A 25,938-nucleotide genomic window follows, 5' to 3' on the forward strand; every position below is an offset into this window, starting at 1 on the left:
CGAATGGCGGCACTTCATGAGAGGCAGACGATCGGGCTTTGAACTCATAATGGCCCCACGCGATACACACTGTTTCAATTCGGGCCGGCACAGTCGTAGCGGGCGATAGAAGCGCAAGATTGGGGCCAGCGCGTCGTGCGATCGCACCTTCATTCGCGATACCTTGATTTGAGTCAACGACGGTTGGTATTCTTTTGGTAGAATTCTTCGCGCAATGGTTAGGGCTTCTGCGATGATGGCCGAAACGAAGAAGCGATCTGCGCAGCGGACGCGCGAGCGGATCTTGCAGGCCGCAATGCTGCATTTCTCGCAGCATTCCTACGAAGGTACGAAGCTTCGCGACATTGCCGGCAGCGCCGGAGTCGACGTCGCGCTGGTCCATCGTTCATTCGGATCGAAAGAGGAATTATTTGCAAGCACGCTCGAAGCTGCCTTCGACAGCCGCTTCGACGAGGCGCTCGATGCACCGGATCCAGCAGTCAGCCTCGCGGCGTTGTTCTTTGCGCCACGTCTCGACCCGAAGCTCGGGCTCATCGATCCCATGGATATTGTCGTGCGCTCGCTCGGCCATGAGCGCGCGGGGCCCGTTCTGCGCGATTTCGTGCGCCTTCGCTTTTCGACCCACCTCACCGAAAAACTAGGACCAGCACAGCCGGAGCGTGTGGCGATGATTCTCGCATGCTTCGGCGGTTTGGCAGTCTTCGATGATATTCTCTCCATCGGCCGCCTTGATCGCAGCGGCCGGGACAGGCTGCGAAGCCTGCTGGAGCAAATTCTCCGGCTGTGTCTCGAGGGCGGTGAAAAATGCGGCGCTCTGGCGTCTTCTGGGGAAGCTCGGCATGAAGCCTGACGTCACGCCAGCCGCCGATTCCCTAGGCCTCGAAGCCTTCCACTCGATCGACCGGATGCGGGAGGCGCTCGGCGCGCAACTGACCGGGGGGCTTTCGCCCGCCGCCTTGGCGCTCGCGTATTTCGACTGGATGCTGCATCTCGCGGCGGCACCAGGCAAGCGCATGGAGCTGACCTACAAGGCCGGCAGAAAGGCGAGCCGACTCGCCGCCCATGTGGCGACGGCCCTCATGCAGCCGGACGCGCCCGCCTGCATCGAGCCTTTGCCGGGCGATAACCGGTTCAGCGACGAGAGCTGGCATCGGCCGCCCTATTCCTACTGGGCTCAGGCATTCCTGCTCGGCCAGCAATGGTGGCACAACGCCACCCACGAGGTTCCGGGGGTCACGCCGCATCATCAAGACGTGGTGTCCTTCGCCGCCCGCCAGATGCTCGACATGTTCTCGCCCTCCAACCTGCCTTTCACCAATCCCCAGGTGATGGCGAAGGCGATGGAGACGGGCGGCGCCAATTTCGTCCAGGGCTTCCGCCACTGGATCGAGGATGTCGGGCGGCAGGCGAGCGGCCAGCCGCCCGTGGGCACCGAGAACTTCGTCGTCGGGCGCGATGTTGCGGTGACGCCGGGCAAGGTCGTCTTCCGCGACGAGCTGATCGAGCTGATCCAGTACGCGCCGGCGACGGAGAGCGTCGTAGCCGAGCCGATCCTGATCGTGCCCGCCTGGATCATGAAGTACTACATCCTCGATCTGTCGCCGGGGAATTCGCTGGTCCGCTTTTTGGTCGAGAACGGTCACACCGTCTTCTGCGTCTCCTGGCGCAATCCCACGGCGGAGGATCGCGACCTCGCCATGGAGGATTACCGCGAGAGCCTGATGGCCGCGCTCGACGCGGTCGGCGCCATCGTCCCGGAACGCAAGATCCACGCGGCCGGCTATTGCCTCGGCGGAACCCTGCTGTCGATCGCCGCCGCCGCGATGGCGCGCTCCGGCGACGACAGGCTGGCCTCGCTGACGCTGCTCGCCGCCCAGACCGACTTCACCGAGCCCGGCGAGCTCGCGCTCTTCATCGATCCGAGCCAGTTGCACTTCCTCGAGAGCATGATGTGGAACCGCGGCTATCTCTCCGCCGACCAGATGGCCGGGGCCTTCCAGCTGCTGCGTTCCAACGATCTCGTCTGGTCGCGAGTCGTCCACGACTACCTGATGGGCGAGCGCAGCCCGATGTTCGACATCACGGCCTGGAACGCGGATTCGACCCGCATGCCCTATCGCATGCATGCGGAATACCTGCGGCGCCTCTATCTCGACAACGAGCTGGCGAGCGGCCGCTTCCTGGTCGCGGGCCGGCCGGCTGTGCTCCAGAATATCCGCGCGCCTATCTTCTGCGTGGGGACGGAGCGCGACCACGTCGCGCCATGGCGCTCGGTCTACAAGATCCACCTGCTGACGGATGTCGAAGTCACCTTCGTGCTGACGAGCGGGGGCCACAATGCCGGCATCGTCAGCGAACCGGGGCGGCCGAACCGTCGCTTCCGCATCGCGACGCGCCATCACGGCGACGTCCTGAGCGGCCCGGACGAGTGGTTGCCCGCGGCCGAGCTCAGGGAAGGGTCGTGGTGGACCGCCTGGCTGGAATGGCTTGCGGCTCGCTCCACCTCCGAGCGCGTACCCGCCCCCGCCATGGGCGCCCCGGCGACGGGATATGCGCCTCTCGCCGACGCCCCCGGCAGCTACGTCCTGCAACGGTGAGTCCGCGAATGGAGCAGCCTCTTCCCAGGAACCGGACCTCCGACGAGCTCGCCATCGGCGACAACGCTGCGCTGGCGCGGATTGTCGGCCGCGACGACATCGATCTCCTCGCGGCTGTCTCCCTCACCGTCATGGCCTCCCGGGGGCAGATCAGCGGCGCGCTGGTCGACGGCATCCCGACGTTTTGTCGGTAGGCTCCGGCTCGGATCCGGAGCGGGTCATCGCCGCTGTCAGCATGGGAGTTCTCAAGACCGCGGCATTCGCAGTCCTGTACGCGGACGGCGCCCAACGGGGCGCGCATCATCATTAAAAATGATAATTAATTCAATTTTTTATAACATAAACAGAATGACATCGATCGTAAGATCGCCAGCGCATTTCCAACCCATCGACTTGCGTTTGCGCAACGCGATCGAAACAGCCGATTTCCCCTCCCTCCTCGACATGATCCGTGCACCGGGGCCTCGCCGGCAACGACACATATATCTGCGAGACCCGCGACACTTCAAAAAATGATTTGCGCACCTCAATATCTGAGGTCATGCTGCCGGCATGAATTCCTCTTTCGATCGCGTGACCCTGGAAGACGTTGCCCAAGAGGCGGGCGTTTCGCTCGCCACGGTGGATCGCGTCATCAACGGCCGCCCTGGCGTGCACGACCGCACGATCGGGCGCGTCGAGGCCGCTATCAGCAAGCTGAACTATCGCCCTGACCCGGCTGCCGTGCGGCTCGCTCGCGGCAGCAAATCGCTGCGCTTCTGCTTCGTGCTGCCCGCGAGCCGGACGAGCTTCGTGGAGCTGTTGTCGAGCCAGCTGGCCGAGACCGCGAAATGGCTGGAAAGCCAGCGTGCCTTCGTGGATGTGCGGGAAGCCGACGTCTTTGATCCAGACATCCTTGCCACGCTGCTGGAGAGCCTGGGCGAACGCTATGACGGCATCGCGACCATCGCGCTGGACCATCCCCGCGTCCGTGCCGCGCTGGACGATCTCGCAGCGGCCGGCAAAGCGGTGGTCACGCTGGTCTCGGACGCACCGACGGCCAATCGTCTTCGCTATATCGGCATCGACAATGCCGCCGCCGGCCGCACCGCCGCAACCCTGATGGGACGCTTTGCCGCCCGCCGCACGGGCCGCATCGGCCTGATCGCCGGCTCGCTGGCGCTGCGCGATCACGCGGAGCGCCGCTTCGGTTTCACGCAGGTGCTGGAAAGCGAATATCCGGAACTATGTGCGCAACCTCCGCAAGAAGGACGCGACGACAACGAGCGCAACCGGGCAATCGCCGAAGAATTTCTGCAGATGCCGGACCTTGTCGGTCTCTACAACATGGGGGCCGGCAATCGGGGCGTAGCCGCAGCATTGGAGGCAAGCGGCCGCGCCGCCGAGGTGATCTTTATCGGGCACGAGCTCACCCCGCATACGCGCCGCTTCCTCGTGCGCGGCACCATGGATGCCTGCATCAACCAGGATGCCGGCCACGAAATCCGATCGGCAGCGCGGGTGCTTCTCGCGCATTGCCTGAAGGAACCGTTGATGCCGGATCAGGAGCGGATCCGCATCGACATCTTCATCCGCGACAACATGCCGTGAACAGGCACGCGGTTTCCAGGGACGGAAAACACCAAGTGAGGACAGAGGGATGGCTTTCGACGTAGCAGAACACGCCCCCGCTTCAGCGAGGGGCTGACATGGCCTCCGTCACGATGCGCGCAGTCCGCAAGGACTTCGGATCGCTCCGTATCCTCCAGGACGTCGATCTCGATGTCGCTGACAAGGAATTCATCACACTCGTCGGGCCGTCCGGCTGCGGCAAGTCGACCTTGCTGCGCATGGTCGCCGGGCTCGAGGATGTTTCCGGCGGCGAGATTTTCATCGGCGAAGAGAAGGTCAACGACGTCGCACCTATGCATCGCGACGTCGCAATGGTCTTCCAGTCCTACGCGCTCTACCCGCATATGACCGTACTGGTATGCCCATGACGTCGCCGCCATCGCCGTGTTCGAGATGGCCGGCGGCGTGATCTTCAACTACCGCGGCAGCTGGTGTGCCGAAGGGCTGCGCACGAGTTGGGAAAGCGCCTGGCGCATCACCGGGTCGCTCGGCACCCTGCTCTGGGACGGCGCCGACGACATCCGCGCCGAGGTGGTGCGCGGCCTACCTCAAGCAGTGCCGCGGCAGCGCTTTCGTCGCCAATCCCATCTGAAGCGCTTTCCGGGCGCCCGCTGACATCACGGGAGGATCAAGGATGAAGACGATCAAGGGGCCAGCCATCTTCCTTGCCCAGTTCGCGGGCGACGGGGCGCCATTCAACAGCCTACCCGGCATCGCCCGCTGGGCGGCGGGGCACGGCTACAAGGGCGTCCAGATCCCAAGCTGGGACGCCAGGCTTTTCGACTTGCGCAAGGCGGCCGAAAGCAAGACCTACTGCGACGAGGTCAAGGGCGTCCTAACCGAGGCGGGCGTCGAGCTGACCGAGCTGTCGACCCATCTCCAGGGCCAGCTCGTGGCTGTCCATCCCGCCTATGACCTCGCCTTCGACGGCTTCGCCGCGCCGGCAGTGCGCGGCAATCCGAAGGCCCGACAAGCATGGGCGGTCGAACAACTGCTGCTCGCAGCGCAGGCTTCGCACAATCTCGGGCTGACCGCCCATGCCACCTTCTCAGGAGGGCTGGCCTGGCCCTTCGTCTATCCCTGGCCTCAGCGCCCGGCGGGGCTGGTCGAGACGGCGTTCGCCGAACTGGCGAAGCGTTGGCGCCCAATCCTCGACGCCTTCGACAAGGCCGGGGTCGATCTCTGTTACGAGATCCATCCCGGCGAGGATCTGCACGACGGTATCACCTTCGAGATGTTCCTCGAGCAGGTCGGCAACCACCCGCGCTGCAACATCCTCTACGATCCCAGCCACTTCCTGCTGCAGCAGCTCGACTATCTCGCCTTCATCGACATCTATCGCGAGCGGATCCGGATGTTCCACGTGAAGGACGCCGAGTTCAATCCGAGTGGCCGGCAAGGCGTCTATTCCGGCTTCCAGCCCTGGGCACAGCGTGCCGGGCGCTTCCGCTCCCTGGGCGATGGTCAGGTCGATTTCGGCGGGATCTTTTCGAAGCTGACCCAATACGGCTTCGACGGCTGGGCCGTGCTCGAATGGGAGTGCTGCATCAAGGATTCCGAGCAAGGCGCAGCCGAAGGGGCCCCGTTCATCGCCAGCCACCTGATCAAGGCCGTGGAACGAGCGTTCGACGACTTCGCGGCCAGCGGCGTCGACGAGGCCGCCAACCGCTTGCTGCTGGGGATCGGCTGATGGCAATCGAAGGCAAGAGCAACGGTACGGTGCGCCGCCGGCTGCGCCTCGGGATGGTGGGTGGCGGCCAGGGCGCTTTCATCGGAGCAGTGCATCGCATCGCCGCCCGGCTGGACGACCGCTACGAACTCGTGGCGGGGGCGCTTTCGTCGGACCCGGCCCGGGCTGCAGCGAGCGCAGCCGAACTCCACATAGCTCCCGAGCGCAGCTACGCAGACTACGCCGAGATGGCCGAGCGGGAAGCTTCGCGGCTGGATGGCATCGACGTCGTCGCTATCGTCACGCCAAACCACATGCATGCCGGGCCAGCCTGCGCGTTCGCTGAGCGAGGCATCCATGTCATCTGCGACAAGCCTCTGGCCCATCGCAACGAGGATGCCGCAGCCATCGCTGCGGCGACGGCCCGAGGCGGCGGCCTGTTCTTCCTGACCCACAACTACACCGGCTATCCGATGGTCCGGCAGGCCCGCGAGATGGTGGAGTCGGGCGAGCTCGGCACGATCCGCGTCGTGCAGGCGGAGTATCCGCAGGATTGGCTGACGACCCGGCTGGAGGAAACCGGCCAGAAGCAAGCGGCTTGGCGCACCGATCCGGCGCGCGCTGGCGCCGCCGGCGGCCTGGGCGATCTGGGGACCCACGCCTTCAATCTCGCCGAGTTCGTCAGCGGCCTCAGCTGCGAGGCTGTCGCGGCGCAACTGACATGCTTCGTCCCCGGCCGGAGGCTGGACGACGACGCGCAGTTGCTGCTGCGTTTCGCGGGCGGCGCGCGCGGAATGCTCTGGTCATCCCAGGTCGCGCCGGGCAACGAGAACGCACTGCGCTTGCGGATCTATGGCAACAAGGCCGGGCTTGAATGGGCGCAGGAAGAGCCCAATCGCCTGTTGTTCGCCCCCCATGGCGAGCCTCCCCGCACCATCCGGCGCGCCGGGGCCGGCGCCGGCACCGCAGCGGCCCATGCCAGCCGCATCCCCGCCGGGCACCCGGAGGGCTATCTCGAGGGCTTCGCGCAGCTCTATCGCGACGCAGCGGAGCAGATCTTCGCGCGATTGGAGAAGCGATCTCCCGATCCGGCCAGCATGCTGGTGCCGGGCATAGCCGCAGGTCTGCGTGGCATGGCCTTCATCGCCGCGGCGGTCGCCTCCAGCGCTGCGAACTCGGCCTGGAAGCCCGTCGAGGCCTGATGCATATCGGGATCGACCTGGGGACTTCCGGCGTCAAGGCTGTGCTGACCGGCGAGGACGGCGGTCTCGTCGGGCATGCCACGGCCCCTCTGACCGTCGCCGCGCCGCAGCCGCTCTGGAGCGAGCAGCGACCGGCTGACTGGTGGGACGCCACCTGCCGAGCCACGGCCGAGCTCGCACACAGCCATGACCTTTCCGGGGTGCGCGGGATCGGGCTCGCCGGCCAGATGCACGGCGCCGTGCTGTTGGACCGTGCCGGGCGCGTGCTGCGCCCGGCCATCCTCTGGAATGACGGGCGCAGCGCGGCCGAATGCCACGAGCTGGAAGCGTCGGAGCCTAGAAGCCGTGCCATCACGGGCAATCTCGCCATGCCTGGCTTCACGGCTCCGAAGCTGCTCTGGGTACGAAAGCACGAGCCCGAGCTATTCGCACAGATCGCCACCGTGCTCCTGCCCAAGGACTGGCTGCGGCGCGAGCTGACGGGGGAGCTCGCCTCGGACATGTCGGACGCCTCCGGCACGCTCTGGCTCGACACCGCCGCCCGGCGCTGGTCACCGGCGATGCTGGCAGCCTGCGGCCTCGACGAAACCCGGATGCCGCGCCTCGTCGAAGGCACGCAGGTCTCGGGCAGGCTTCAGCCGGGCGCGGCCCGCGCTCTCGGCCTGCCGGCCGGTATCCCCGTTGCCGGCGGCGGCGGCGACAATGCGGCGGGGGCGCTCGGCATCGGCTGCGTCCATCCCGGCAACGCCTTGCTCTCGCTCGGCACCTCCGGCGTCATTTTCGTCAGCGATTCCGGCCATGTGGCCGATCCGGAGCGGACGGTGCACGCCTTCTGCCATTGCGTGCCGCAGACTTGGCATCGCATGTCCGTCATTCTCTCGGCCGCGGCCTCGCTCGCCTGGCTGTCCCGGCTGCTCGGCGCCGACGAAGCCAGCCTGCTGCGCGAGGCGGAAAGCGCGCCGGCGCAGGAGCGGCTGGTCTTCCTGCCCTATCTTTCGGGCGAACGGACCCCGCATAACGATCCGGCCGCAGCCGGCGTCTTCTTCGGTCTTTCCGGCGAAACCGGCCGTGCCGCGCTGACGCGCGCCGTTCTGGAGGGGGTTGCCTTCGCCCTCGCCGACGGACTCGACGCGCTCGAGGCGCGCGGCGGGCCGATCGCGGAGCTCACCGCGATCGGCGGCGGCGCACGCAGCCCATTCTGGCTGGGGCTCCTGGCGAGCGTGCTCGGCCGCCCCCTGCACACCGTCGCTGGCAGCGAGGTCGGTCCGGCGCTCGGAGCCGCGCGCCTGGCGCGGGTCGCGGCCGGCGATGCCAGCCTAGCGGATGCCGCGGCGCGTCCGCCGGTGACCGCGCGGTACGCGCCGGAGCCCGGGCTTGCGGAAGCGCTGGCACGGCGCCGCGCGATCTATCGTTCTCTCTACCCCACCCTTCATCAGCTCTTCGCGGATACGGGACGCATATCATGACCGTCTTCGACCAACTCCCATACATCCGCTTCGTCGGCTCCGAAGCGAGCGATCCCTTCGCCCTGCGTTACTACGACAAGAACCGGCAGGTGCTGGGGCGCAGCATGGAAGACTGGCTGTCCCCGGCCGTCGCCTACTGGCATTCCTTTGTCGCCAACGGCCTCGACCCCTTCGGCGGACCGACCCTGGAACGGCCCTGGTTCTCCGGTGCCCCGCTCGAGGCCGCTCTCGACAAGGCCGACGCGGCCTTCGCCTTCCTCGAACGCCTCGGCCTGCCGTTCTTCTGCTTCCACGACCGCGACGTCGCGCCGGAAGGGGAAAGCCTGCGCCAGAGCAACGCCATGCTCGACCGCGTGCTGGAGCGTGTCGAGGCGCATATGCAGCGGACCGGCATCAGGCTGCTCTGGGGCACCGCCAACCTGTTCAGCCATCCCCGCTACATGGCCGGCGCGGCCACGAATCCCGACCCCGACGTGTTCGTCTTCGCCGCCGGCCAGGTGAAGCATGCGCTGGAGGCGACGCAGCGGCTCGGCGGCCGAAACTACGTGCTCTGGGGCGGGCGCGAGGGCTATGACACCTTGCTGAACACCGATCTCGCCCGCGAGGATGCCCAACTCGGCCGCTTCCTCAACCTCGTCGTCGAGCATAAGCATCGCATCGGCTTCAAGGGCACGATCCTGATCGAGCCGAAGCCGATGGAGCCGACCAAGCATCAGTACGATCGCGACGTCGCGACGGTCTACGGCTTCCTTGCCCGGCACAAGCTGCTGGGCGAAGTGAAGCTCAACATCGAGGCCAACCACGCGACGCTGGCGGGTCACTCCTTCGAGCATGAGATCGCGACGGCTGCGGCGTTCGGCCTGCTCGGCTCGATCGACATGAATCGCGGCGACCCACAGAACGGCTGGGACACCGACCAGTTCCCCAACAACGCCCAGGATCTTTCGCTGGCAATGCTGGAGATCGTCAGGCATGGCGGCCTGGGCAATGGCGGCTTCAACTTCGACGCCAAGATCCGCCGTCAGAGCATCGACATCGCGGATTTGCTGCACGCCCATGTCGGCGGCATCGACACGATGGCGCGCGCGCTGCTGATCGCGGAGAGAATCGTGCAGGACGGGACGCTCGATGCGCAGCGGGAGGCACGCTATGCCGGCTGGTCCGGCGCCGAAGGACAGAAGATCCTCGCAGGCGAGACTGCCTTGAGTGCTCTGGCAGCGCGCGCCGAAGCAAGCGGCGCCGGCCCATCGCCGAGGAGCGGCCGGCAGGAAGCGCTGGAAAATCTGGTCGCGCGGCTGGCCTGACAGAACAGCCGCCGTTCATTGCAGGGCAGGCGGCCCGGCATTCTCCGCCGCCGCCTAAATTCGGGGCGCAGCAGGACGAAAGGCAGCGCCTGCCATTCCGACACTGCTCAACCTGGGATTGGCTTCATTAGATCATCGGAACCTGCGTCACGAACCTCTTCGACGAGTCGAAGGAAGCGCTCCGCGAGAGGCGCCGGCTTGTTCAAGGTCCTCGCCAAGGCGATTCCGGTATTCGCATCGCGCGCGCGCAGCTCGCGATGACCAACTCCAGGCAAGCCTCTGGTGGCGTAAACCCGCGGCAGGATGGCGACACCGAGCCCCGCGCCGACGAAGCCGAGCAACGCGCCGCCGTCACTGCTCTGCTGCACCACCCGTGGGACGAAACCGGCGCCTTTGCAGAGCGCCAGCGTATGCTCGAACAAGCCGCTGCCGACCTGCCGCTTGAACGTGACGAAGGCCTCATCCGCAAGAGCCTCCAGGTCGACCGCGCCATCGCTGCGAGAAAGCGGATGGTCGGCCGAGAAGAAAATCTCGAGCCTGTCGCGCCATAACTCGATCATCTGTATGTTCCGCAACGGCGAACTCGGCATTAGCGGGCGCAAAAAACCGAGATCGAGCTGATCATTCGCCAGCATCTCAAGCTGCGTCCCGGTCGGTAGATGAGCCATGTCGAGGACAACATCGGGATAGCGCTGGCGGAACGCTCTCAGGATGCGCGGGAACATTTCGTGCATTGAAACCGACGCCAGGAAGCCGATGCGGAGCCGACCAGCTTCACCGCGCCCGGCGGATTTTGCCAAGGCGAGAGTGTTGTTGAATCGATCGAGGAGATCCCGGAGGGGCTCCAGCAGGAATTTCCCGGCCATTGTCAACTCGACGCCCTGCGCGGAACGATGAAACAGCGTCGTTCCGAGCTCTTGCTCAAGGTCGCGAATCTGGCTGCTCAGCGGGGGCTGGCTGATGTTCAGCCGCTCTGCCGCGCGACGAAAGCTTGCTTCCTCCGCCACCGCGAGAAAGTAGCGGACATGCCGAATTTCCATGGACACCTGCCTCGATGACGTCAGCCGAGTGATACGTACAAGCTTTCACACGGCACCTCAAAATATATTGGACGATATCGCTCCCGATACGCAAATTGGCGGCAATCAACAGGCGGCGCCTCTGGCCGCTGAGAAATTCGGGAGGTTTTCGGGCTTATGGCTGATCTTCCAGCCTCCATCGAGATACACGAGGAAGGCCCACGCGAGGGCTTTCAGATCGAGCCGGGTCCGATCGCAACAGCAGACAAGGTTCGGTTGATCGAGGCGCTTGCCGAGACCGGCCTCAAGCGCATCCAGGTCTGCTCTTTCGTCAATCCGCGGGTCGTCCCCGGCTGGGCCGACGCCGACCAAGTCGTCGCCCAGATGAAGCCGAAGGACGGCGTCAGCTACACGGCGCTGTGGTTCAACGAGAAAGGTCTCGACCGAGCGCTCGCAGCCGGTGACAAGCTCACGCTCTACGGCTCGATCTCGCTGACGGCTTCGGAAGCTTTCACGCGCAAGAATCTCAATCGCAGCCACGCTGAACAGGTCGAGGCCAGCCGCAAGCAGACAGCTCTCCACATCGCCCGCGGTGTCCCGGTCAGGCGGGTCGGCGTGATGGCTGCCTTCGGCTGCAATTATCAGGGAGACGTGCCGCGCGAGCGGGTAATCGCGACCCTGAAGGACGGCTTTGCCGTCGCCGCCGAAGCCGGTGTCGAGATCGAGCGAATTTCCCTGTCGGATACGATGGGCTGGGCGACGCCGCCGCGCGTCGAGGCGCTTGTCGGCGAGGTTCGATCGAAATGGCCGGACAAGCGCATCACGCTGCATCTCCATGACACCCGCGGCCTGGCGGTAGCAAACGCCTATGCAGGCCTGAAAATGGGTGTCGATTTCTTCGACTCCACGGTCGGAGGACTCGGCGGCTGCCCCTTTGCGGGCCAGAAGGGCGCGGCCGGCAACATCAGCACAGAGGAACTCGTCCTTCTCTGCCACGAAATCGGCGTCGAGACGGGCGTCGACCTGGATGCCCTGATCGAGGTGGGGCGCATGGCCGAGGCCATCGTCGGCCACACCCTCCCCAGCGAACTGATCCATGCCGGTTCGCTCGATGCGCTGCGAGGTTCCGCCTGATGTCCGCCAAGCCGTTGCGAGGGCTCAAGGTCCTCGAATTCAGCCATATGATCATGGGGCCGACGGCGGGCCTCCTGCTCGCCGATCTCGGTGCCGATGTCGTCAAAATCGAGCCAGCGCCGGAAGGCGACCACACCCGCAGCCTGCCGGGCTTTGGCGCTGGATTCTTTCCGGGCTTCAACCGCAACAAGCGCAGCTTCGCGGTCGACCTGAAGAGCGCGGAGGGGCGCAAGACCGTTCATCGCCTCGCCGCCGACGCGGATGTCGTCATCGAAAACTACGGTCCGGGAACGATGGAGCGGCTGGGCTGCGGCTACGAAGACCTGAGAACCGTCAATCCACGTCTGCTCTATCTTGCCTTGAAAGGCTTTCTAGCGGGTCCCTACGAGAAGCGGCCAGCGCTCGACGAGGTCATCCAGTTCCAGACCGGCCTCGCCTATATGACCGGCCCGCCTGGGCGACCGCTTCGGGCCGGTTCGTCGATCACCGACATATTGGGCGGAATCTTCGGGGTCACCGCCGTCCTGGCAGCACTGCCGGAGCGCGATCGCACCGGCAAGGGGCAGAAGATCGGCAGTGCCCTGTTCGAAACCGGTGCCTTCCTGATGCTGACGCACATGGCAGGTTTTGCCGCGACGGGCAACGATCCCCGCCCGATGCCGATCAGGCACGGGGCGTGGGCCATCTACAACGTGTTCGACGTCGCCGGCGATGAGCAGGTCTTCATCGGCGTGACCAGCAATATGCAATGGAGCCGCTTCATCGAGATGTTCGGCTTGCAGGAACTCGCCGGCGATCCGCGCCTGGCGACCAATGCGCTGCGCAATGCCGAGCGGAGCTGGCTGCTGCCACGCATTCAGGAAGCCCTCCTCCCACATGACCGGGCAATGGTCGAGGAACGCTGCGTAGCGGCATCGATCCCCTTCGCGCCCGTCGGCAAGCCCACCGATCTCTTCGCCGACGCGCATCTGACCGCCAGCGGAGGCTTGCTCGACGTCGCCGTGACCAAGCTCACCGGGGATATCGAGACCTTCGGCCTGCCTGCCCTGCCCGTCGGTTTCAATGGCGAGCGCCCCGGCATCGAGCGCCAGCCGCCAAAGCTCGGCGAGCATACCGCCGAGATCCTGGCAGAGATCGGCTACACGCCCCACGAGATCGCCCGCATGAACCAGGCGGGTGTGATCGCAGGCGCCGAACTCAGCTCGCTTTTGTCTTCAGCCGATCCAAGCGGCACAGCATTGGGGAACGAGATATGACGGCGCCTGCAAGCGGTTTGGTGGTCAGCGCCCACCCCGGCGATTTCGTATGGCGCGCCGGCGGCGCGATTGCCCTGCATGCCCTCCGAGGTGTGCGCATGAAGATCGTCTGCCTTTCCTTCGGCGAGCGCGGCGAAAGTCAGGGCGCATGGAAACAACCGGGCATGACGCTCGAAGCTTGTAAACGCGCGCGTCAGGTCGAGGCCGAGGCTGCTGCGGCGGTTCTCGGCGCCGAGATCGAGTTTTTCGACGCCGGCGATTACCCGCTGCATCTGACCTCGGCCATGCTCGATCGAATGATCGACATCTATCGTGAACTCAAGCCCTCCTTCGTGCTCACGCACGCAGATGCCGACCCTTACAATGTCGACCATCCGGAGGCCGCCCGCTTTGCCCGCGAGGCCCGCATCGTGGCGCAGGCGGCCGGTCACAAGCCGGGCCCATCGGTCAGCTACAATGCACCTCAGCTCTACGCCTTTGAACCGCATCAGCCCGAGCAATGTGGCTTCCGGCCCGACCGCATTCTCAACATCACCGACGTCTGGGAGGTGAAACGCAAGGCCTTCGAGGCGCTGCCGGCCCAGCGGCATCTTTGGGACTACTATGAGCGCGTGGCCCTCAATCGCGGCATGCAGGGTGGGCGCAACTCCGGGCGGCCGATGACCTATGGCGAGGCCTACAGTTCCGCATATCCCGAGGCTGTGGAGGCCTTCGCATGAGTGAACTCGGCGTCGTCGTCACCGATATCGAACGCGCCGACGGAGCAGTCATCGACGAACTCGGCACGTGTGGCGTCGCCACGTCGCATGAGGCAGCCGGCCGTGTGCCGGGCTTGATGGACCCGTCGATGAGGCCGATCTTTGCCGGGGCCTCGATCGCCGGCTCCGCGGTGACGGTCCTCGCACAGCCCGGCGACAACTGGATGCTGCATGTCGCCGTCGAGCAATGCGAGCCCGGCGACATCCTCGTGGTCGCCTGCACTGTCGCAAATACCGACGGGATGTTCGGCGATCTGCTTGCGACCTCCCTTCGGGCTCGCGGCGTGAGAGGGCTGGTCATCGACGCCGGCGTCCGCGACGTGAGCTCACTGACGGAAATGGGGTTCCCGGTCTGGTCCCGCGCGATCTCCGCACGCGGCACCGTGAAGGCGACGCTGGGATCGGTGAACGTTCCGGTGGTCTGCGCCGGTACCCAGGTACAGCCCGGCGATGTTGTCGTGGCCGATGACGACGGGGTCCTGGTGTTGCCTCGTCTGCGCGCAGAAGCGGTGCTCATTGCGGCTCGCAAACGTATCGCCGGCGAGAGCGAAAGACGTGCCCGGCTCGCGGCCGGTGAACTGGGCCTCGATATCTACGCGATGAGACCTGCACTCGAGCGGGCAGGCCTGAAATACGTTTCCGCGAAGGAGCGATAAGCTCACCGATCCGACTAGACATCTCCAACGATAAAAAAATGGGAGGATGACCAATGATGGACAGACGTTGTTTCTTGCAGATGGGTGCAGCCGGACTGGCCATGTCCGCGACCAGGGCTACGGCGCAGAGCGCAGCTGCAAACTATCCGCCTGATTATGCGAAGATCATCGAGGCATCGCGTGGCGAGCCGGATCTGATCGCCTATTCGAATATGTCGCCGGGCCAATGGCGCCCGACGCTTGAGGCCTTCAAGGCGGCGTATCCCTGGATCTCCGTCCAGACATTGGACATCAACGCCAACGAGGCGATGGAGCGCTACTTCGCGGAATCCGCGACCGGGAGCCGCACGGCGGATCTCATCGTCACCGTGGCGCCCGACGCCTGGATCGACATGATCGATCGCAAGCAGATCCTGGCTTACGCGTCGCCGGAGGCCAGTGCCTATCCGGTCTGGAGTCTGCCGAGCCCGGGGCTCTATACCGCCGCGCTCGACCCGCTCGTCTTCCTCTGGAACAAGGCGCTTCTGCCCGAGAAGCTCTGGCCGACCAGTTTCGCCGACCTTGTCGAGAAGGTGAAGGCCAACCCGGGCATCTTTCGCCGCAAGCTGACGAGCTACAGCGCCAACCTGACGTCCTACGGCTACAATGCCCACTACTTTTTCGCCAAGCATCATGGCGACAAGGTCTGGGACTGGTACCGCACGCTCGGGCCGGAGACGCGGTTCGAACGCTCGGCTGGTCCGATGGTCGAGAAAGTGACCACCGGCGAATACGTCCTGGCCTATTTCTGCGGATCGTCGGCCGCCCGCACCGCGGTCCGCGATCCGGCACGCGCGCGCATTGTCGGCATGAGCTACATCAGCGATGGCACGCCGATGGTCTTCCGCGGCCTCGGCATTCCCATCAAGTCGGCCCGTCCAAATTCGGCGAAGCTGCTCCTCGACTTCATGCTGTCGGAGACCGGGCAGAGGGCGCTGGCGGCAGGCTCGCGCACGCCCGTCAGACCGTCTGTCACGTCAGAGAGCGTCGGCGGCGCCGAGACCTTCTCGCAGATCGAAAGGGAAATCGGCTCGGGAAATACGATCCTGGTCAACTACGACCGCGGTCTGGTGAGCGATCACGAATCCTTCGTGCGGAAATGGCGCGAAGCCAACCGCGCTTGACCGACGGTACGAAACGAATGGAACCGTCATGAGCCACCTAGACATCCCCGTGTTCGACGCACGCGCGATGCAGCGCCGGACCGGACTCGCATCGGGACTGGCGAACCACCCCGCGCGCAGCGTCATCCTGCAATATGTCATCGCCGTCATGGCGCTGGTCCTGGTCGCAGGGCCGATCCTGCCGCTGTTGTACCAGTCCGTGCTGGACCGGCCGCTCTACGACGATCAGGCGCAGCTCAGCATCAAGAACTACTTTGACCTGTTCGGCTCGGAAGGCTTCGGCACGATCATCTACAACACGCTGGTCTTCGCCTTCATTTCGACGGTCGTGTCGCAGTTCTTGGGCGTCGTCAGCGCCGTCCTGATCGGCCGCACGAACGTGCCGGGGAGGCGCCTCTTCGGCAGCATGCTGCTTTGGCCCTTGTTCATCTCCCATCTCATCCTGTCGTTCGGATGGTTCCTGATGTACGGACCGGCCGGTTACATCACCCTGTGGGTGCAGGGGATTGTCGGCGAGCAGCCTTGGAACCTGTATTCGCTGGGCGGCATGGCGCTCGTCGCCGGCATCTCGCAATCACCGCTGGCGGCGCTCTATTGCCTGGGCTCTACCAAGCTCGCCGATCCCGCCCTCGAAGACGCAGCACGCAGCTGCGGCGCGGGTGCGGTGCGCACGCTTGTCTCGATCACCTTGCCGCTGCTCACGCCGGCGATCCTCTATGGGAGCGTGCTCAGCTTCACCAGCTCCCTGGAGATGCTGTCGATCCCCCTCATCTTCGGCGAGCCGGGCGGCATCACGCTTCTGACGACCTATCTCTATTCGCAGGGAGTGGCGGCCCCGCGCCCGAACTACGGCCTGGTTGCGACGGCCGCGACGCTTCTCCTGATCATCGTGTCCATCCTCGTCTTCCTGCAAGGACGGATGCTGCGCAATGCGCGCCGTTACGTCACCGTCGGCGGCAAGGCATCGCGCAAGCGGCTCTTCGATCTCGGCGCGATGCGCTGGATCGCCTTCGGCTTCCTCTTCACCTACACGACTCTGTTCATCGTGCTTCCCCTCGGGGTGCTCGTGCTGCGCGCCTTTACGCGCTTCCTCAGCCCGCTCGTACCGCTCGCGGACGTCCTGACGCTCGACAATTTCGGCGCGGTCTTCTCATCGGAGGCCAATCTCCGGGCAATCGGCAATACCCTCGTCATCGCGATCGTCGGCAGCGCTGTCGCGATTGCCTTCATCGCCGCCTTGACCCTCGTCGTTCACCGCTCCGACTTCCAATTCCGGCGCGCGCTTGAATATGTCGCACTGTTCCCGCGCGCGATCCCGGGCCTGATCGCCGGCATCGGCTTCTTCTATGCGATGGTCTTCATCCCGCCGCTCGGCTGGCTCCGCAACAGCATCGTCGTCCTGATGGTGGCCTATACGATGCGCTATATCCCCACTGCCTTCGCGAGCCTCTCGCCTGCCCTCCTGCAGATCGGCCCGGACCTGGACCGCGCTGCCCGCGTCGTCGGCGCGGACTGGCTGACGGCGGTCCGGGCGATCATCCTGCGCCTCATCAAGCCGGCGATATTCTCGGGCTTCGCGATCCTCTTCATCCATTTCCTGAAAGAATACTCGATCGCCATCTTCCTGATCGCGCCCGGCAGCGAGGTCATCGGAACGAYGCTCCTGCAATACTGGGTCCTCGGCGAGATGGGCACATTGTCGGCTCTGGCGACGGTCCAGATCCTGCTGACAGTGCTGTTCATCTTCGCTGCGCGGACGCTCTTCAAGGTCAAGCTTTATGACTGAGCTCATCATCCAAGGACTGACCAAGCGCTTCGGCGACGTCACGGCCCTCAGCGACTTCAATCTTCACATCGCCGATGGCGAGTTCGTGACCCTTCTCGGCCCATCGGGCTGCGGCAAGTCGACGACCCTTGCAGCGGTTGCGGGACTCGACCAGCCAACGGACGGCTCGATCAGCACCAGCGAGACTGTGCTGTTCGATGGGCAGAACGGCTTTTCCCTGCCGGCGGAGCAGCGCAATTTTGGGCTCGTCTTCCAGTCCTATGCGTTGTGGCCCCATATGAGCGTGCGCGACAATGTCGCCTTTCCGCTCAAGCTCAGGAGAGTCAGGGGCGCCGAGCGGGATCAGCGGGTTTCCCAGGCGCTCTCCCTCGTGGAAATGGAAAGCTATGCCGATCGCTATCCGCATGAGCTTTCCGGCGGACAGCAGCAGCGCGTCGCCCTCGCCCGCACGCTGGTCTACAAGCCGGACGTCCTGCTCCTCGACGAACCGCTCTCCAATCTTGACGCCAAGCTGCGCGAACGCGCTCGCGTCTGGCTCGGCCAACTCAAGGATCAGGTTCGGCTGACCACGATCTATGTCACCCATGACCAGAGCGAGGCGCTGGCGCTCAGCGACCGGATCGTGGTCATGAACAAGGGCCGCATCGTCCAGATCGGCACCCCGCAGGAGATCTACGCCAGCCCCGCCGACCCGTTCGTGGCAGACTTCATCGGCACCAGCAGCTTCTTCCCGGGCCGGATCGTCGGGAACGACACCGCCAACGGCAACGTCGTAAGCATCGGCGAGGACCAGTTCCTGCGCCTGAAGAGCCACAGGAATCTGCCGCTCGAAAGTTCGGTTCGCATTTCGGTTCGCCCGGACAGGATGCGGTTGCTGCAATCGAAGGAACAGCGACCGGACGAGGATGGTGCAGTTCTGTCGGCGCGCGTGCTGTCCTGCAGCTATCTGGGCGCCCGCTTCCAATACGAGCTCGAGGTCGCCGGATCGATCGCGAAGGTGGAATCGCACGCCGACGTCACGTCCTCGAAAGTTTATCTCTGGGTCCCCTCGGACGGAGCCGTGTTGTTCGCGGCATAGGATCGATCGCGAAACCAGCCTCGTGCACGCGCGCAGCTCGACCTAGCAACCCAGCGTTCAAACGGGAGTCCAGACAATCATGATCTCCACATCATCGCGGTCGCGGCCCGTGCTGAAAGCGCTGTTGGATGACACGCCGCGCACCAAGGCGCTCAAGAGCGGCGCGCTGCGCTCCGACCTGTTCGACATTTCCTATGTCGAGGCCCGGCCGATCCAGGACGGCTTCAAGCAATTCCTCAACGACCCCGGTTTCGCATTCGGCGAACTCGCCCTGGTGACCTTCCTGCAGGCGTATGAGGCCGGTTTGCCTCTCAGCCTGCTGCCGGTCACGCTCAACCACCGCGTTCAGCACCCCGCCCTCGTCCACGACCAGCGCCGGGGGAACCTTTCTCCCACGCAGCTCGCCGGCAAGCGCATCGGCGTCAGAGCCTATGCGCAAACCAGCCCGGCCTGGGTCCGCGGCCTGCTTGATGAACTTTGGGACGTCCCGGCGGACGCCATCGAATGGGTCACGGTCGAGGAGCCGCATCTGCCCTCGGCCAATCCTCCGGCGACGGTCCGGCGCGCTCCGGCCACACCCGGACTTCGAGAGATGCTGCTGACGGGAGAGCTCGATGCCGCGCTCCTCGTGCCCAACGAACGTGCCGGGCTCAACCCCGTCATCGACGATGGCCTGCCTCGCGATCCCGAGGCCTGGCATCAGCGCTTCGGCTATTACCAGATCAACCATGTCGCGGTCGTATCCGACCAGCTCGTCGCGGAGGAGCCTGACGCGGTTCGGGAGATCCTGAGGCTACTGGCACGAAGCGCAGATGCCGCTCCGGGAGACCCGGACACGCCGAACATCAATGGAGCCGCAACAATGCAATCATCCCTTGAAAAGATGATGGCATACTGCCTTCGACAGGGAATTACGTCTGAACGCTGCGCGGTCGACAGTCTCTATAAGGACGTTATGAAATTGATTTGAGAATAATGGCCTGGCGATGGTCAAAGGCGGTCCGCCTGTCCGTAAATCGGGGCCGCGGCACGACATCCGTCCTTCTTGCGGCTCAGGATGCCCGAGAAATGGCACGCGGCCCGGATCGATTTCCGGGGGCAGGACGACGCCGTAGCGCGATCACACCGTGATCTCCGCGGGTATGTTCTTCAGCAGAAAATCCAAGAACGCGCGCACCGCCGGCAGAGTGCCGCGACGCGACGGTGTCAGGATGGAGAGCGTGGCGCGATCTGCGCGCCAGTCGGGAAGTACGCGTTCGAGCAATCCGCTCGCGATCGCTTCGCGGCAGGCATAAGCCGGGATTGCTGCGACGCCAAAGTCTTGGCCGGCGATTTCGCGAAGCGTCAGCCAATCATTGCTGAAGAAGACCGGGCGATAGCCGACCGTCGCAATGCGCCCATCGCGATGCTCGAGGCGCCACGACTGTCCCTCGAAGAGCACGTTGCGGGCCAACCCATCCCGGCCCTCCAGGTCTTCCGGTTCCCGCGGTCGGCCGGTCCGCGTCAGGAAAGCCGGGCTTGCAACAAGAATGAGTTGAATTTCGCAGACGACCCGCTGGATCAGTTCGGAGCTCGGCAACGCTTCGCCATGCGCCCGGAGTGCCAGATCGAAACCCTCGTCAATCAGATCTGAATCGACGCCGACAAGGCGCTCCACGATTTCAACCTTGGGATGATCGCGCATGAAGCGCGGCAGGAGCCCCGCGATCACATGTTGCGCGAGCAGTGTGGGGCAACTGAACCTCACCCGGCCAGCGGGTTCAGCCAGCCTCCTCGTGACGACCTGTTGCGCTTCCTCGGCCTCGATCACAACTGCGCGACAGCGCTGATAGAATTCGGCGCCGATCTGCGTCACCACGAAATGGCGCGAGCCGCGATTGATCAGCCTAACCCCGAGAGCCTCTTCGAGCCTGAGAATACGCCTGCTGAGATTCGATTTCGGTACACCCAGCGCCCGCGAGGCAGTCGTGAAGCCCTTATGGTCGACGACTTGCGCGAAGAAATACAGGTCGTTGAGATCAAGCATTCACACCCTCATCCACCCATATTTGGAACAATGCGTTCCAGTTCCGACGATTGTCGGCGATTCCGCCCCTCAGTACCGTCGAGTTGCGGTCAGGAGCGGACAAATCCTGGTCGACCGAGCGGAGCGGCAGTGAGCGCGCGCTCTTCGTTATCCGACCTTCCGTCCAGGAGCCTACAATGAAGTTCACCCTCGCTGCGTCCCTAGCCCTCGCGCTGGCTGTTCCCTGTGCGGCCCAAGCGCAGCGCGCACCCTATGGAGCGCCAATCTCCCTCGAACAGGCCAAGGTAATGATCTCCGGAGCCGAGGCAGAAGCCAAAAAGAATAGCTGGCTGGTGTCGGTGGCGATCGTCGATTCCGGCTGCAATCTTGTTGCCTTGCATCGGATCGACAATGCCAACCTCGGAGGCATCGCTGTCGCAGAGGATAAGGCGCGCTCCGCTTGCCTCTATCGCGGCAACACCAAGGGTTCGGAAGACGCATTGGCCAAGGGCGGGCTGGGTGTCCGGCTACTCGCCTTGCGCGGCATCGTTCCGCTCGAAGGCGGCCTCGTCATCGTCAAGGACGGCGTTACGATTGGAGCAATCGGCGTATCGGGCGCGCAGTCTGACGAAGACGGCAAGATTGCCGCTGCCGGCTTGGCCGCCCTGAAATAACCATTCGACGGGGCCCCGCACCTCCGCCCCGATCTCGCGCGATCCATTACGGCCAGAGCAGCGGACGACATCGACAAAGTGCGCAGTCAACGGCTCCTTGTCATCGTCTGCGGGGTAATCTCGCACCCGGCCGGCGCGGTCATCGAAGCGCCGGCCCCTGGCCGCCTTCCTCAAATGGAAAGGGCTGCCCGTCATCTTCGAACACCTCCGGGATTTTCGCCGGCGCATCGACGGCCCCGCCTCGATGCCGATAGGTGACGAGCATCCTCGTCATGCTCGACGGCGTCGGGCATCCCGGAATGCCCGAAGTCGGCAACATGCCTTCGCCGGTGGAACGGCTGGCATCCGGTATCACCGACATGATGCGAACACCGGACGCCCGCATGAGCCGAGCGGTTCGTAGCACGGGGATCCTGCATGTCGTGTCGGAATCGACTGGGGTAGCGACATCGATGTCGCTGCCCGCAGCCTCAATCACGACAGTTCCGCCGGAGAGGCCCGCGCTGCGAACGCAGCGATGGACACCGGCGACCAAGCCGCCAGCAGCCGGCTACGAGCGGCCCTCCGATCAGCATGTCATGCCCGCCGAACCGCAGTGCTCGCCTATGCAGGGGAGCCGGCGCGGACGATCGGTAACCGTCACGATGGCAGGGGCATGTCGCGGAGCCGCCACACGCCCAGAGAGATCGTTGCACATCGCGGCAGACGGGGAACATCGAGCGCTCGACTGGCCTGCACAGGCCGCAGCCAGGACTGTCAGGCGTCCTGGAACACCTTCTCCCGGCCTGTCCGGAAGTTTGGCAGGATCACAAGGGCGAGCAGGACCGCCGCAATCAGCAGGAGCACCAGGCTGATCGGCTGGGTGAGGAACACGACGGGATCGCCTGCCGAGAGGATGAGCGCGCGCCGCAGGTTCTCCTCCATCATCGGTCCGAGGATGAAGCCAAGCAACAGCGGTGCCGGCTCGCAGCCGAGCTTGTGGAAGACGTAACCGAGGATGCCGAACAGCGCGGTCAAGCCCGCCTCGAAGGCCGAATTGTTCACGCCGTAGACGCCGACCGCGCAGAGCAGCAGGATCGATGGAAAGAGCAGCCGGTAGGGCACCCTCACCAGCCTGACCCAAATGCCGACCAGCGGCAGATTGATGACGAGCAACATCAGATTGCCGACCCACATCGAGGCGATGAGGCCCCAAAACAGCGCGGGCTGGCTCGTCATCACTCCAGGCCCCGGCGCGATGCCGTGGATCATCAGCGCGCCGAGCATCATCGCCATGACCGGATTGGACGGAATCCCCAGCGTCAACATCGGGATGAAGGACGTCTGCGCTCCGGCGTTATTCGCCGATTCGGGCGACGCCACCCCCTCGATCGCCCCCTTGCCAAAACGTGAAGGGTCCTTGGCCAGTTTCTTTTCAAGCGAGTAGGCAGCAAAGGAAGCGAGCAGCGCTCCGCCACCGGGAAGCACGCCGAGCGCCGAACCGAGCGCCGTGCCCCGGAGAACCGGCCCGACAGAGGCCCGGAACTCCTCCTTCGTCGGCATCAGGCTGCCAATGACGCTGCTCGGCGTCGCACTCTGCTTCTTTTCGAGATTGATGATGATCTCGGCGACAGCGAACATGCCCATCGCAATCGGCATGAAGCCGATGCCGTCCATGAGCTCCGGCACGCCGAAAGTCATGCGGGGGTCGCCGGTATTGAGGTCAGTGCCGACCAGTCCGAGCAGCAATCCGAGGATCGTCATCGCGATGGCGTTGAGGATAGAGCCCTGGGCAAGGACGACAGCGCCGACAAGGCCCAGGATCATCAGCGAAAAGTACTCGGCCGGCCCGAACTCCAGGGCGACCCGCGCCAGCGGCGGACTGGCGATAGCGATCAGCAGCGTCGACACCGTGCCGGCAAAGAAGGAACCGAGCGCCGCGACCGCCAACGCCGCGCCGGCCCTCCCGTTGCGCGCCATCGCATGGCCATCGAGCGCAGTGACGACGGAGGTCGCCTCTCCCGGAATATTCACCAGGATGGCCGTGGTCGATCCGCCGTACTGCGCGCCGTAATAGATTCCCGCCAGCATGATCAGGGCGGCGGTCGGCGACAGGTAGAAGGTAATGGGCAGGAGCATCGCCATGGTCGCGACCGGACCGATGCCAGGCAGTACGCCGATCAACGTGCCGAGCAGCGCTCCGATGAAGCAGAACAGGAGGTTCTCCAGCGTCATCGCGACGCCGAGCCCAAGCACCAGATTATCGAAGATTTCCATCGCCACGCCCTTCAGAACGGGAAGATCTTGATTGGCAGACCGAGCACGTAGACGAACACGAGCGAAAACAACGCCGCCAGACCGGTGGACAGAAGCAGTGCCTCGCGCAGACGGAACTCGTGCCCGCCCAGCGCGCCGATGGTGACACCCGCGAAAGTCGCAGAAACGAGGCCCGCGCGATCGATCAGCAGGGCGAAGGCGACGATGCTGCCGACGATGCAGGCAGCCGGCCGAAGCTGAAGGCGCCCGATTGTGGGGCTGCCCCTGACAAGGCCGTTTGCCGCGATAATCGCCCCGGATGCGATCAGGAGCCAACACATGAGCTTGGGCAGATACCCTGGCCCCATGCGCAGCGCCGAGCCGACGCCGAGATCACGAATGAACCAAAGCCCTGCCACGCCGAACAACGCGAAAAGCAGGCCGGCGACGCAGCTTTGCGTGATTGCTATCCGCATGTTTCACACTCCAAGAGCTTGCTGCGAGACGTGCCCGAATCTCCCCGGACCCGCGTCGCGGCTACTCGGCCTGCGCGCCGGATTCCCTGACGATCACGCCGAGGCGTTTGGTTTCCGCCGCCATGAAGGCCGCAAACTCGCTCGGCGTACCGGTTTCGATGTTCACGCCGAACTTGCCGATCTTCTCGGAGACGGACGGATCGTTCATCGCCTTGGAGAACTCTTCCCTGAGCCTGGCCACAACCGGCTCGGGTGTTCCCGTCGGCGCGACCAGACCGAACCAGGCATTGAGTTCCAAGCCCGGATAGCCCGCTTCCGCCACGGTGGGCACGTCGGGCATCAAGGGAGAGCGCTTGAAATCGGTGATGGCGAGCGCGCGCAGCTTGCCGTCCAGAACCTGCGGCCCGGCTCCCGGAATCCCGTCGAACATAAAGGTGACACGGCCGGCTACCAGATCCGGCATGGCTTGCGCCGTTCCCCTGTAAGGCACGTGCACGATGTCGATCTTGTTCCCGGACTTGAACATCTCGCCGAGCAGATGTCCTCCCGAGCCGACGCCCTGAGACGCGAAGGTCACCTTGCCGGGATCCGCCTTGGCCTTCGCCACAAGGTCCGCGACGGATTTGTAGGGGCTGTTGACCGGCACCGCGAGAAGGTGCGGGAAGGAGAACATCTGGACCACCGGCGTGAAGTCCGCGACCGGATCATATGACAGCTTCTTGTACAGCGAAGCGTTGATCGCGTGGGTGCCGACATTGGCGAGGAACAGCGTATGGCCGTCGTGCGCCGCTGACTTGACGGCCGCCGCCCCCACCTGCCCGCCCCCGCCCGGCTTGTTGTCGACGATCACGGGCTGGCCAATGCTGAGCGATACCCTCTCGGCCGCGAGCCGGATCGTCTGATCTGCAATGCCGCCCGGCGGAAACGGCACGATGACGATTATGGGACGAGACGGAAACGACTGGCTGGCAGCCCAGCCTGGCATGAGTGCGCATCCGGCCGCGATAAGCGCAGCGCGTCGATTGATCTTCATTATACCCTCCCGAGGATTGGCGGCTTTTGCCGATTCTTGAACTGCAGGCGAACCGTTCAGGCGTGACTTACGGCCGCCTCCTTGATTACCTCGCTGACCGGCAGATCGCCGGGCACCATGACGAAGCTGATCTCGAAGCGGCTGAAGGCAGCTTTGCTGCCGGCTTCTCCAGCGTGCGGTGCTGCTGCGCGGGTCTCCCCCGCCTGCACCATGTCCAGGGCCGCGCGATCATAGGCCTCAACGACCAGGATCCAATCGGCTTGATCATCCGCCCCCCGCCGCAGCCTTTGCTCGGCGGTATCCATGCGCGTGCCGGCAGCCTCGCATGCGAGCAGATGTGCTCCTGAAATGCCGGGCAGGCTGGCGATGGCAGGCAGCCGTTCGGCGAGCCGAGCAATGTCCGCCTCTATCCCTTCCCGCCCCGCAAATCTGCCTGTGAGCAGGAAGCTCCCCGCGCCTGTACCGAGGCTCGCCGACACGCGACAGGCGGTGCGGCTGAGCTTGCGCACGGTCGGCATGGTGCGCGTCGTCCAGGCGGACGGATTGTTGAGGCACTGGAGATAGGCGGGGGACGTCAGGGTCTGCAGCGTGTCGATCTCGTAGAGCACGAAGCGCTGGCCAGAGCCCGCGGCAGCGGAAATTCCACGCCGCGCACGCAGGAAGCCCGGTACTCCGAGACGTTCCGGGACATGTTCCTGCGAATGCCAGACGTCATGTGCGGCCTCCGTGCCCGGCTCCAGGTCGCACCAGATCGCCACGGCGGCATTGCCCAACCAGGACATGGGATCGTTCCTCCAACTCGCCGGCGTCTTGTCG

At 64.8% G+C, this 25,938-nt stretch carries 24 protein-coding genes and 2 pseudogenes; 19 read left to right on the plus strand and 7 right to left on the minus strand.

The window, feature by feature from the left end; genetic code table 11:
- The first annotated feature begins 235 nt into the window (after nucleotides 1–235).
- The 10 genes and pseudogenes from AC1DNE_RS19635 to xylA all read left to right on the plus strand — a co-directional run bounded on the left by AC1DNE_RS19635 (nucleotide 236) and on the right by xylA (nucleotide 9,849).
- The gene (locus tag AC1DNE_RS19635; RefSeq protein WP_441472713.1) at nucleotides 236–850 is read left to right on the plus strand and encodes a TetR family transcriptional regulator; all 615 of its coding nucleotides are present in this window, start codon (nucleotides 236–238) and stop codon (nucleotides 848–850) included.
- The gene (locus AC1DNE_RS19640; protein WP_441472712.1) at nucleotides 840–2,597 is read left to right on the plus strand and encodes a PHA/PHB synthase family protein; all 1,758 of its coding nucleotides are present in this window, start codon (nucleotides 840–842) and stop codon (nucleotides 2,595–2,597) included. Before AC1DNE_RS19635 ends, AC1DNE_RS19640 begins: the two co-directional genes overlap by 11 nt.
- Before the next feature lie 8 nt (nucleotides 2,598–2,605).
- Entirely contained in the window at nucleotides 2,606–2,791 is a 186-nt protein-coding gene (locus AC1DNE_RS19645) for a hypothetical protein (protein WP_441472711.1), read from the plus strand.
- A 358-nt stretch (nucleotides 2,792–3,149) separates the two neighbouring features.
- On the plus strand, nucleotides 3,150–4,187 hold the full coding sequence (locus AC1DNE_RS19650; protein WP_441472710.1) for a LacI family DNA-binding transcriptional regulator: 1,038 nt from the start codon (nucleotides 3,150–3,152) through the stop codon (nucleotides 4,185–4,187).
- Between the two features lie 98 nt (nucleotides 4,188–4,285).
- Nucleotides 4,286–4,561: pseudogene (locus AC1DNE_RS19655) on the plus strand (ATP-binding cassette domain-containing protein); the annotation flags it as partial.
- A 1-nt stretch (nucleotide 4,562) separates the two neighbouring features.
- Nucleotides 4,563–4,751: pseudogene (locus AC1DNE_RS19660) on the plus strand (gfo/Idh/MocA family oxidoreductase); the annotation flags it as partial.
- Nucleotides 4,752–4,842: 91 nt separating this feature from the next.
- The gene (locus AC1DNE_RS19665) at nucleotides 4,843–5,898 is read left to right on the plus strand and encodes a sugar phosphate isomerase/epimerase family protein (protein WP_441472709.1); all 1,056 of its coding nucleotides are present in this window, start codon (nucleotides 4,843–4,845) and stop codon (nucleotides 5,896–5,898) included.
- Nucleotides 5,898–7,079 carry a Gfo/Idh/MocA family protein gene (locus AC1DNE_RS19670; protein WP_441472708.1) on the plus strand — a complete coding sequence of 394 codons (1,182 nt, stop codon included), beginning with the start codon at nucleotides 5,898–5,900 and terminating at the stop codon, nucleotides 7,077–7,079. The genes AC1DNE_RS19665 and AC1DNE_RS19670 overlap by 1 nt, the downstream gene beginning before the upstream one ends.
- Nucleotides 7,079–8,545 (plus strand): xylulokinase, encoded by a 1,467-nt coding sequence (xylB, locus tag AC1DNE_RS19675; protein WP_441472707.1) that lies wholly within the window; start codon nucleotides 7,079–7,081, stop codon nucleotides 8,543–8,545. Before AC1DNE_RS19670 ends, xylB begins: the two co-directional genes overlap by 1 nt.
- A complete protein-coding gene (gene xylA / locus AC1DNE_RS19680; RefSeq protein ID WP_476766750.1) occupies nucleotides 8,542–9,849 on the plus strand; it encodes a xylose isomerase in 1,308 nt (435 codons plus the stop codon). Before xylB ends, xylA begins: the two co-directional genes overlap by 4 nt.
- Before the next feature lie 107 nt (nucleotides 9,850–9,956).
- Here the strand turns inward: xylA and AC1DNE_RS19685 are convergent, their stop codons facing one another.
- Nucleotides 9,957–10,889, minus strand: a complete 933-nt coding sequence (locus AC1DNE_RS19685; protein WP_476766749.1) for a LysR substrate-binding domain-containing protein — start codon at nucleotides 10,887–10,889, stop codon at nucleotides 9,957–9,959.
- 156 nt (nucleotides 10,890–11,045) lie between these two features.
- On the opposite strand from AC1DNE_RS19685, the gene AC1DNE_RS19690 reads away from it, so the two are divergent.
- From AC1DNE_RS19690 to AC1DNE_RS19725, 8 genes are all read left to right on the plus strand, one after another.
- A complete protein-coding gene (locus AC1DNE_RS19690) occupies nucleotides 11,046–12,002 on the plus strand; it encodes a hydroxymethylglutaryl-CoA lyase (RefSeq protein ID WP_476766748.1) in 957 nt (318 codons plus the stop codon).
- Nucleotides 12,002–13,258, plus strand: a complete 1,257-nt coding sequence (locus AC1DNE_RS19695; RefSeq protein WP_476766747.1) for a CaiB/BaiF CoA transferase family protein — start codon at nucleotides 12,002–12,004, stop codon at nucleotides 13,256–13,258. Before AC1DNE_RS19690 ends, AC1DNE_RS19695 begins: the two co-directional genes overlap by 1 nt.
- On the plus strand, nucleotides 13,255–13,977 hold the full coding sequence (locus AC1DNE_RS19700; RefSeq protein ID WP_476766746.1) for a PIG-L deacetylase family protein: 723 nt from the start codon (nucleotides 13,255–13,257) through the stop codon (nucleotides 13,975–13,977). The genes AC1DNE_RS19695 and AC1DNE_RS19700 overlap by 4 nt, the downstream gene beginning before the upstream one ends.
- Nucleotides 13,974–14,672, plus strand: a complete 699-nt coding sequence (locus AC1DNE_RS19705; protein ID WP_476766745.1) for a 4-carboxy-4-hydroxy-2-oxoadipate aldolase/oxaloacetate decarboxylase — start codon at nucleotides 13,974–13,976, stop codon at nucleotides 14,670–14,672. Before AC1DNE_RS19700 ends, AC1DNE_RS19705 begins: the two co-directional genes overlap by 4 nt.
- Before the next feature lie 101 nt (nucleotides 14,673–14,773).
- Complete coding sequence (locus tag AC1DNE_RS19710) at nucleotides 14,774–15,835, plus strand: ABC transporter substrate-binding protein (RefSeq protein WP_476766744.1); 1,062 nt, start codon at nucleotides 14,774–14,776, stop codon at nucleotides 15,833–15,835.
- A gap of 28 nt (nucleotides 15,836–15,863) precedes the next feature.
- Nucleotides 15,864–17,621: an ABC transporter permease gene (locus AC1DNE_RS19715; protein WP_476841161.1), complete on the plus strand. Its 1,758-nt coding sequence runs from the start codon at nucleotides 15,864–15,866 to the stop codon at nucleotides 17,619–17,621.
- The gene (locus AC1DNE_RS19720) at nucleotides 17,614–18,699 is read left to right on the plus strand and encodes an ABC transporter ATP-binding protein (protein ID WP_441472698.1); all 1,086 of its coding nucleotides are present in this window, start codon (nucleotides 17,614–17,616) and stop codon (nucleotides 18,697–18,699) included. The genes AC1DNE_RS19715 and AC1DNE_RS19720 overlap by 8 nt, the downstream gene beginning before the upstream one ends.
- Nucleotides 18,700–18,778: 79 nt before the next feature.
- A complete protein-coding gene (locus AC1DNE_RS19725; protein WP_441472697.1) occupies nucleotides 18,779–19,669 on the plus strand; it encodes a type 2 periplasmic-binding domain-containing protein in 891 nt (296 codons plus the stop codon).
- Between the two features lie 150 nt (nucleotides 19,670–19,819).
- Here the strand turns inward: AC1DNE_RS19725 and AC1DNE_RS19730 are convergent, their stop codons facing one another.
- Nucleotides 19,820–20,725 carry a LysR substrate-binding domain-containing protein gene (locus tag AC1DNE_RS19730; protein ID WP_441472696.1) on the minus strand — a complete coding sequence of 302 codons (906 nt, stop codon included), beginning with the start codon at nucleotides 20,723–20,725 and terminating at the stop codon, nucleotides 19,820–19,822.
- Between the two features lie 50 nt (nucleotides 20,726–20,775).
- On the opposite strand from AC1DNE_RS19730, the gene AC1DNE_RS19735 reads away from it, so the two are divergent.
- Complete coding sequence (locus AC1DNE_RS19735) at nucleotides 20,776–21,378, plus strand: GlcG/HbpS family heme-binding protein (RefSeq protein ID WP_476766743.1); 603 nt, start codon at nucleotides 20,776–20,778, stop codon at nucleotides 21,376–21,378.
- Nucleotides 21,379–21,517: 139 nt separating this feature from the next.
- Here AC1DNE_RS19735 and AC1DNE_RS19740 read toward each other — a convergent pair whose 3' ends face one another.
- From AC1DNE_RS19740 to AC1DNE_RS19760, 5 genes are all read right to left on the minus strand, one after another.
- The gene (locus AC1DNE_RS19740) at nucleotides 21,518–21,856 is read right to left on the minus strand and encodes a hypothetical protein (protein ID WP_476766742.1); all 339 of its coding nucleotides are present in this window, start codon (nucleotides 21,854–21,856) and stop codon (nucleotides 21,518–21,520) included.
- A 278-nt stretch (nucleotides 21,857–22,134) separates the two neighbouring features.
- Nucleotides 22,135–23,634 (minus strand): tripartite tricarboxylate transporter permease, encoded by a 1,500-nt coding sequence (locus tag AC1DNE_RS19745; protein ID WP_441472693.1) that lies wholly within the window; start codon nucleotides 23,632–23,634, stop codon nucleotides 22,135–22,137.
- Nucleotides 23,635–23,645: 11 nt separating this feature from the next.
- On the minus strand, nucleotides 23,646–24,089 hold the full coding sequence (locus AC1DNE_RS19750; RefSeq protein ID WP_441472692.1) for a tripartite tricarboxylate transporter TctB family protein: 444 nt from the start codon (nucleotides 24,087–24,089) through the stop codon (nucleotides 23,646–23,648).
- A 61-nt stretch (nucleotides 24,090–24,150) separates the two neighbouring features.
- Entirely contained in the window at nucleotides 24,151–25,074 is a 924-nt protein-coding gene (locus AC1DNE_RS19755) for a Bug family tripartite tricarboxylate transporter substrate binding protein (protein WP_441472691.1), read from the minus strand.
- Nucleotides 25,075–25,178: 104 nt separating this feature from the next.
- Nucleotides 25,179–25,904 (minus strand): hypothetical protein, encoded by a 726-nt coding sequence (locus AC1DNE_RS19760; protein WP_441472690.1) that lies wholly within the window; start codon nucleotides 25,902–25,904, stop codon nucleotides 25,179–25,181.
- Nucleotides 25,905–25,938: the final 34 nt, after the last annotated feature.

It is taken from the genome of Allobosea sp. 05L423 (assembly GCF_056397745.1).

Excerpts from the sequence above, each read along its gene's own strand:
- AC1DNE_RS19745 (WP_441472693.1), bottom strand. The coding sequence starts at position 23,634 with ATGGAAATCTTCGATAATCTGGTGCTTGGGCTCGGCGTCGCGATGACG.
- xylA (WP_476766750.1), top strand. The coding sequence starts at position 8,542 with ATGACCGTCTTCGACCAACTCCCATACATCCGCTTCGTCGGCTCCGAA.
- AC1DNE_RS19650 (WP_441472710.1), top strand. The coding sequence starts at position 3,150 with ATGAATTCCTCTTTCGATCGCGTGACCCTGGAAGACGTTGCCCAAGAG.
- AC1DNE_RS19670 (WP_441472708.1), top strand. The coding sequence starts at position 5,898 with ATGGCAATCGAAGGCAAGAGCAACGGTACGGTGCGCCGCCGGCTGCGC.
- AC1DNE_RS19685 (WP_476766749.1), bottom strand. The coding sequence starts at position 10,889 with ATGGAAATTCGGCATGTCCGCTACTTTCTCGCGGTGGCGGAGGAAGCA.
- AC1DNE_RS19665 (WP_441472709.1), top strand. The coding sequence starts at position 4,843 with ATGAAGACGATCAAGGGGCCAGCCATCTTCCTTGCCCAGTTCGCGGGC.
- AC1DNE_RS19690 (WP_476766748.1), top strand. The coding sequence starts at position 11,046 with ATGGCTGATCTTCCAGCCTCCATCGAGATACACGAGGAAGGCCCACGC.
- AC1DNE_RS19760 (WP_441472690.1), bottom strand. The coding sequence starts at position 25,904 with ATGTCCTGGTTGGGCAATGCCGCCGTGGCGATCTGGTGCGACCTGGAG.
- AC1DNE_RS19705 (WP_476766745.1), top strand. The coding sequence starts at position 13,974 with ATGAGTGAACTCGGCGTCGTCGTCACCGATATCGAACGCGCCGACGGA.
- AC1DNE_RS19640 (WP_441472712.1), top strand. The coding sequence starts at position 840 with ATGAAGCCTGACGTCACGCCAGCCGCCGATTCCCTAGGCCTCGAAGCC.
- AC1DNE_RS19700 (WP_476766746.1), top strand. The coding sequence starts at position 13,255 with ATGACGGCGCCTGCAAGCGGTTTGGTGGTCAGCGCCCACCCCGGCGAT.
- AC1DNE_RS19755 (WP_441472691.1), bottom strand. The coding sequence starts at position 25,074 with ATGCCAGGCTGGGCTGCCAGCCAGTCGTTTCCGTCTCGTCCCATAATC.
- AC1DNE_RS19645 (WP_441472711.1), top strand. The coding sequence starts at position 2,606 with ATGGAGCAGCCTCTTCCCAGGAACCGGACCTCCGACGAGCTCGCCATC.
- AC1DNE_RS19720 (WP_441472698.1), top strand. The coding sequence starts at position 17,614 with ATGACTGAGCTCATCATCCAAGGACTGACCAAGCGCTTCGGCGACGTC.
- AC1DNE_RS19695 (WP_476766747.1), top strand. The coding sequence starts at position 12,002 with ATGTCCGCCAAGCCGTTGCGAGGGCTCAAGGTCCTCGAATTCAGCCAT.
- AC1DNE_RS19710 (WP_476766744.1), top strand. The coding sequence starts at position 14,774 with ATGTCCGCGACCAGGGCTACGGCGCAGAGCGCAGCTGCAAACTATCCG.
- xylB (WP_441472707.1), top strand. The coding sequence starts at position 7,079 with ATGCATATCGGGATCGACCTGGGGACTTCCGGCGTCAAGGCTGTGCTG.
- AC1DNE_RS19750 (WP_441472692.1), bottom strand. The coding sequence starts at position 24,089 with ATGCGGATAGCAATCACGCAAAGCTGCGTCGCCGGCCTGCTTTTCGCG.
- AC1DNE_RS19730 (WP_441472696.1), bottom strand. The coding sequence starts at position 20,725 with ATGCTTGATCTCAACGACCTGTATTTCTTCGCGCAAGTCGTCGACCAT.
- AC1DNE_RS19635 (WP_441472713.1), top strand. The coding sequence starts at position 236 with ATGGCCGAAACGAAGAAGCGATCTGCGCAGCGGACGCGCGAGCGGATC.
- AC1DNE_RS19725 (WP_441472697.1), top strand. The coding sequence starts at position 18,779 with ATGATCTCCACATCATCGCGGTCGCGGCCCGTGCTGAAAGCGCTGTTG.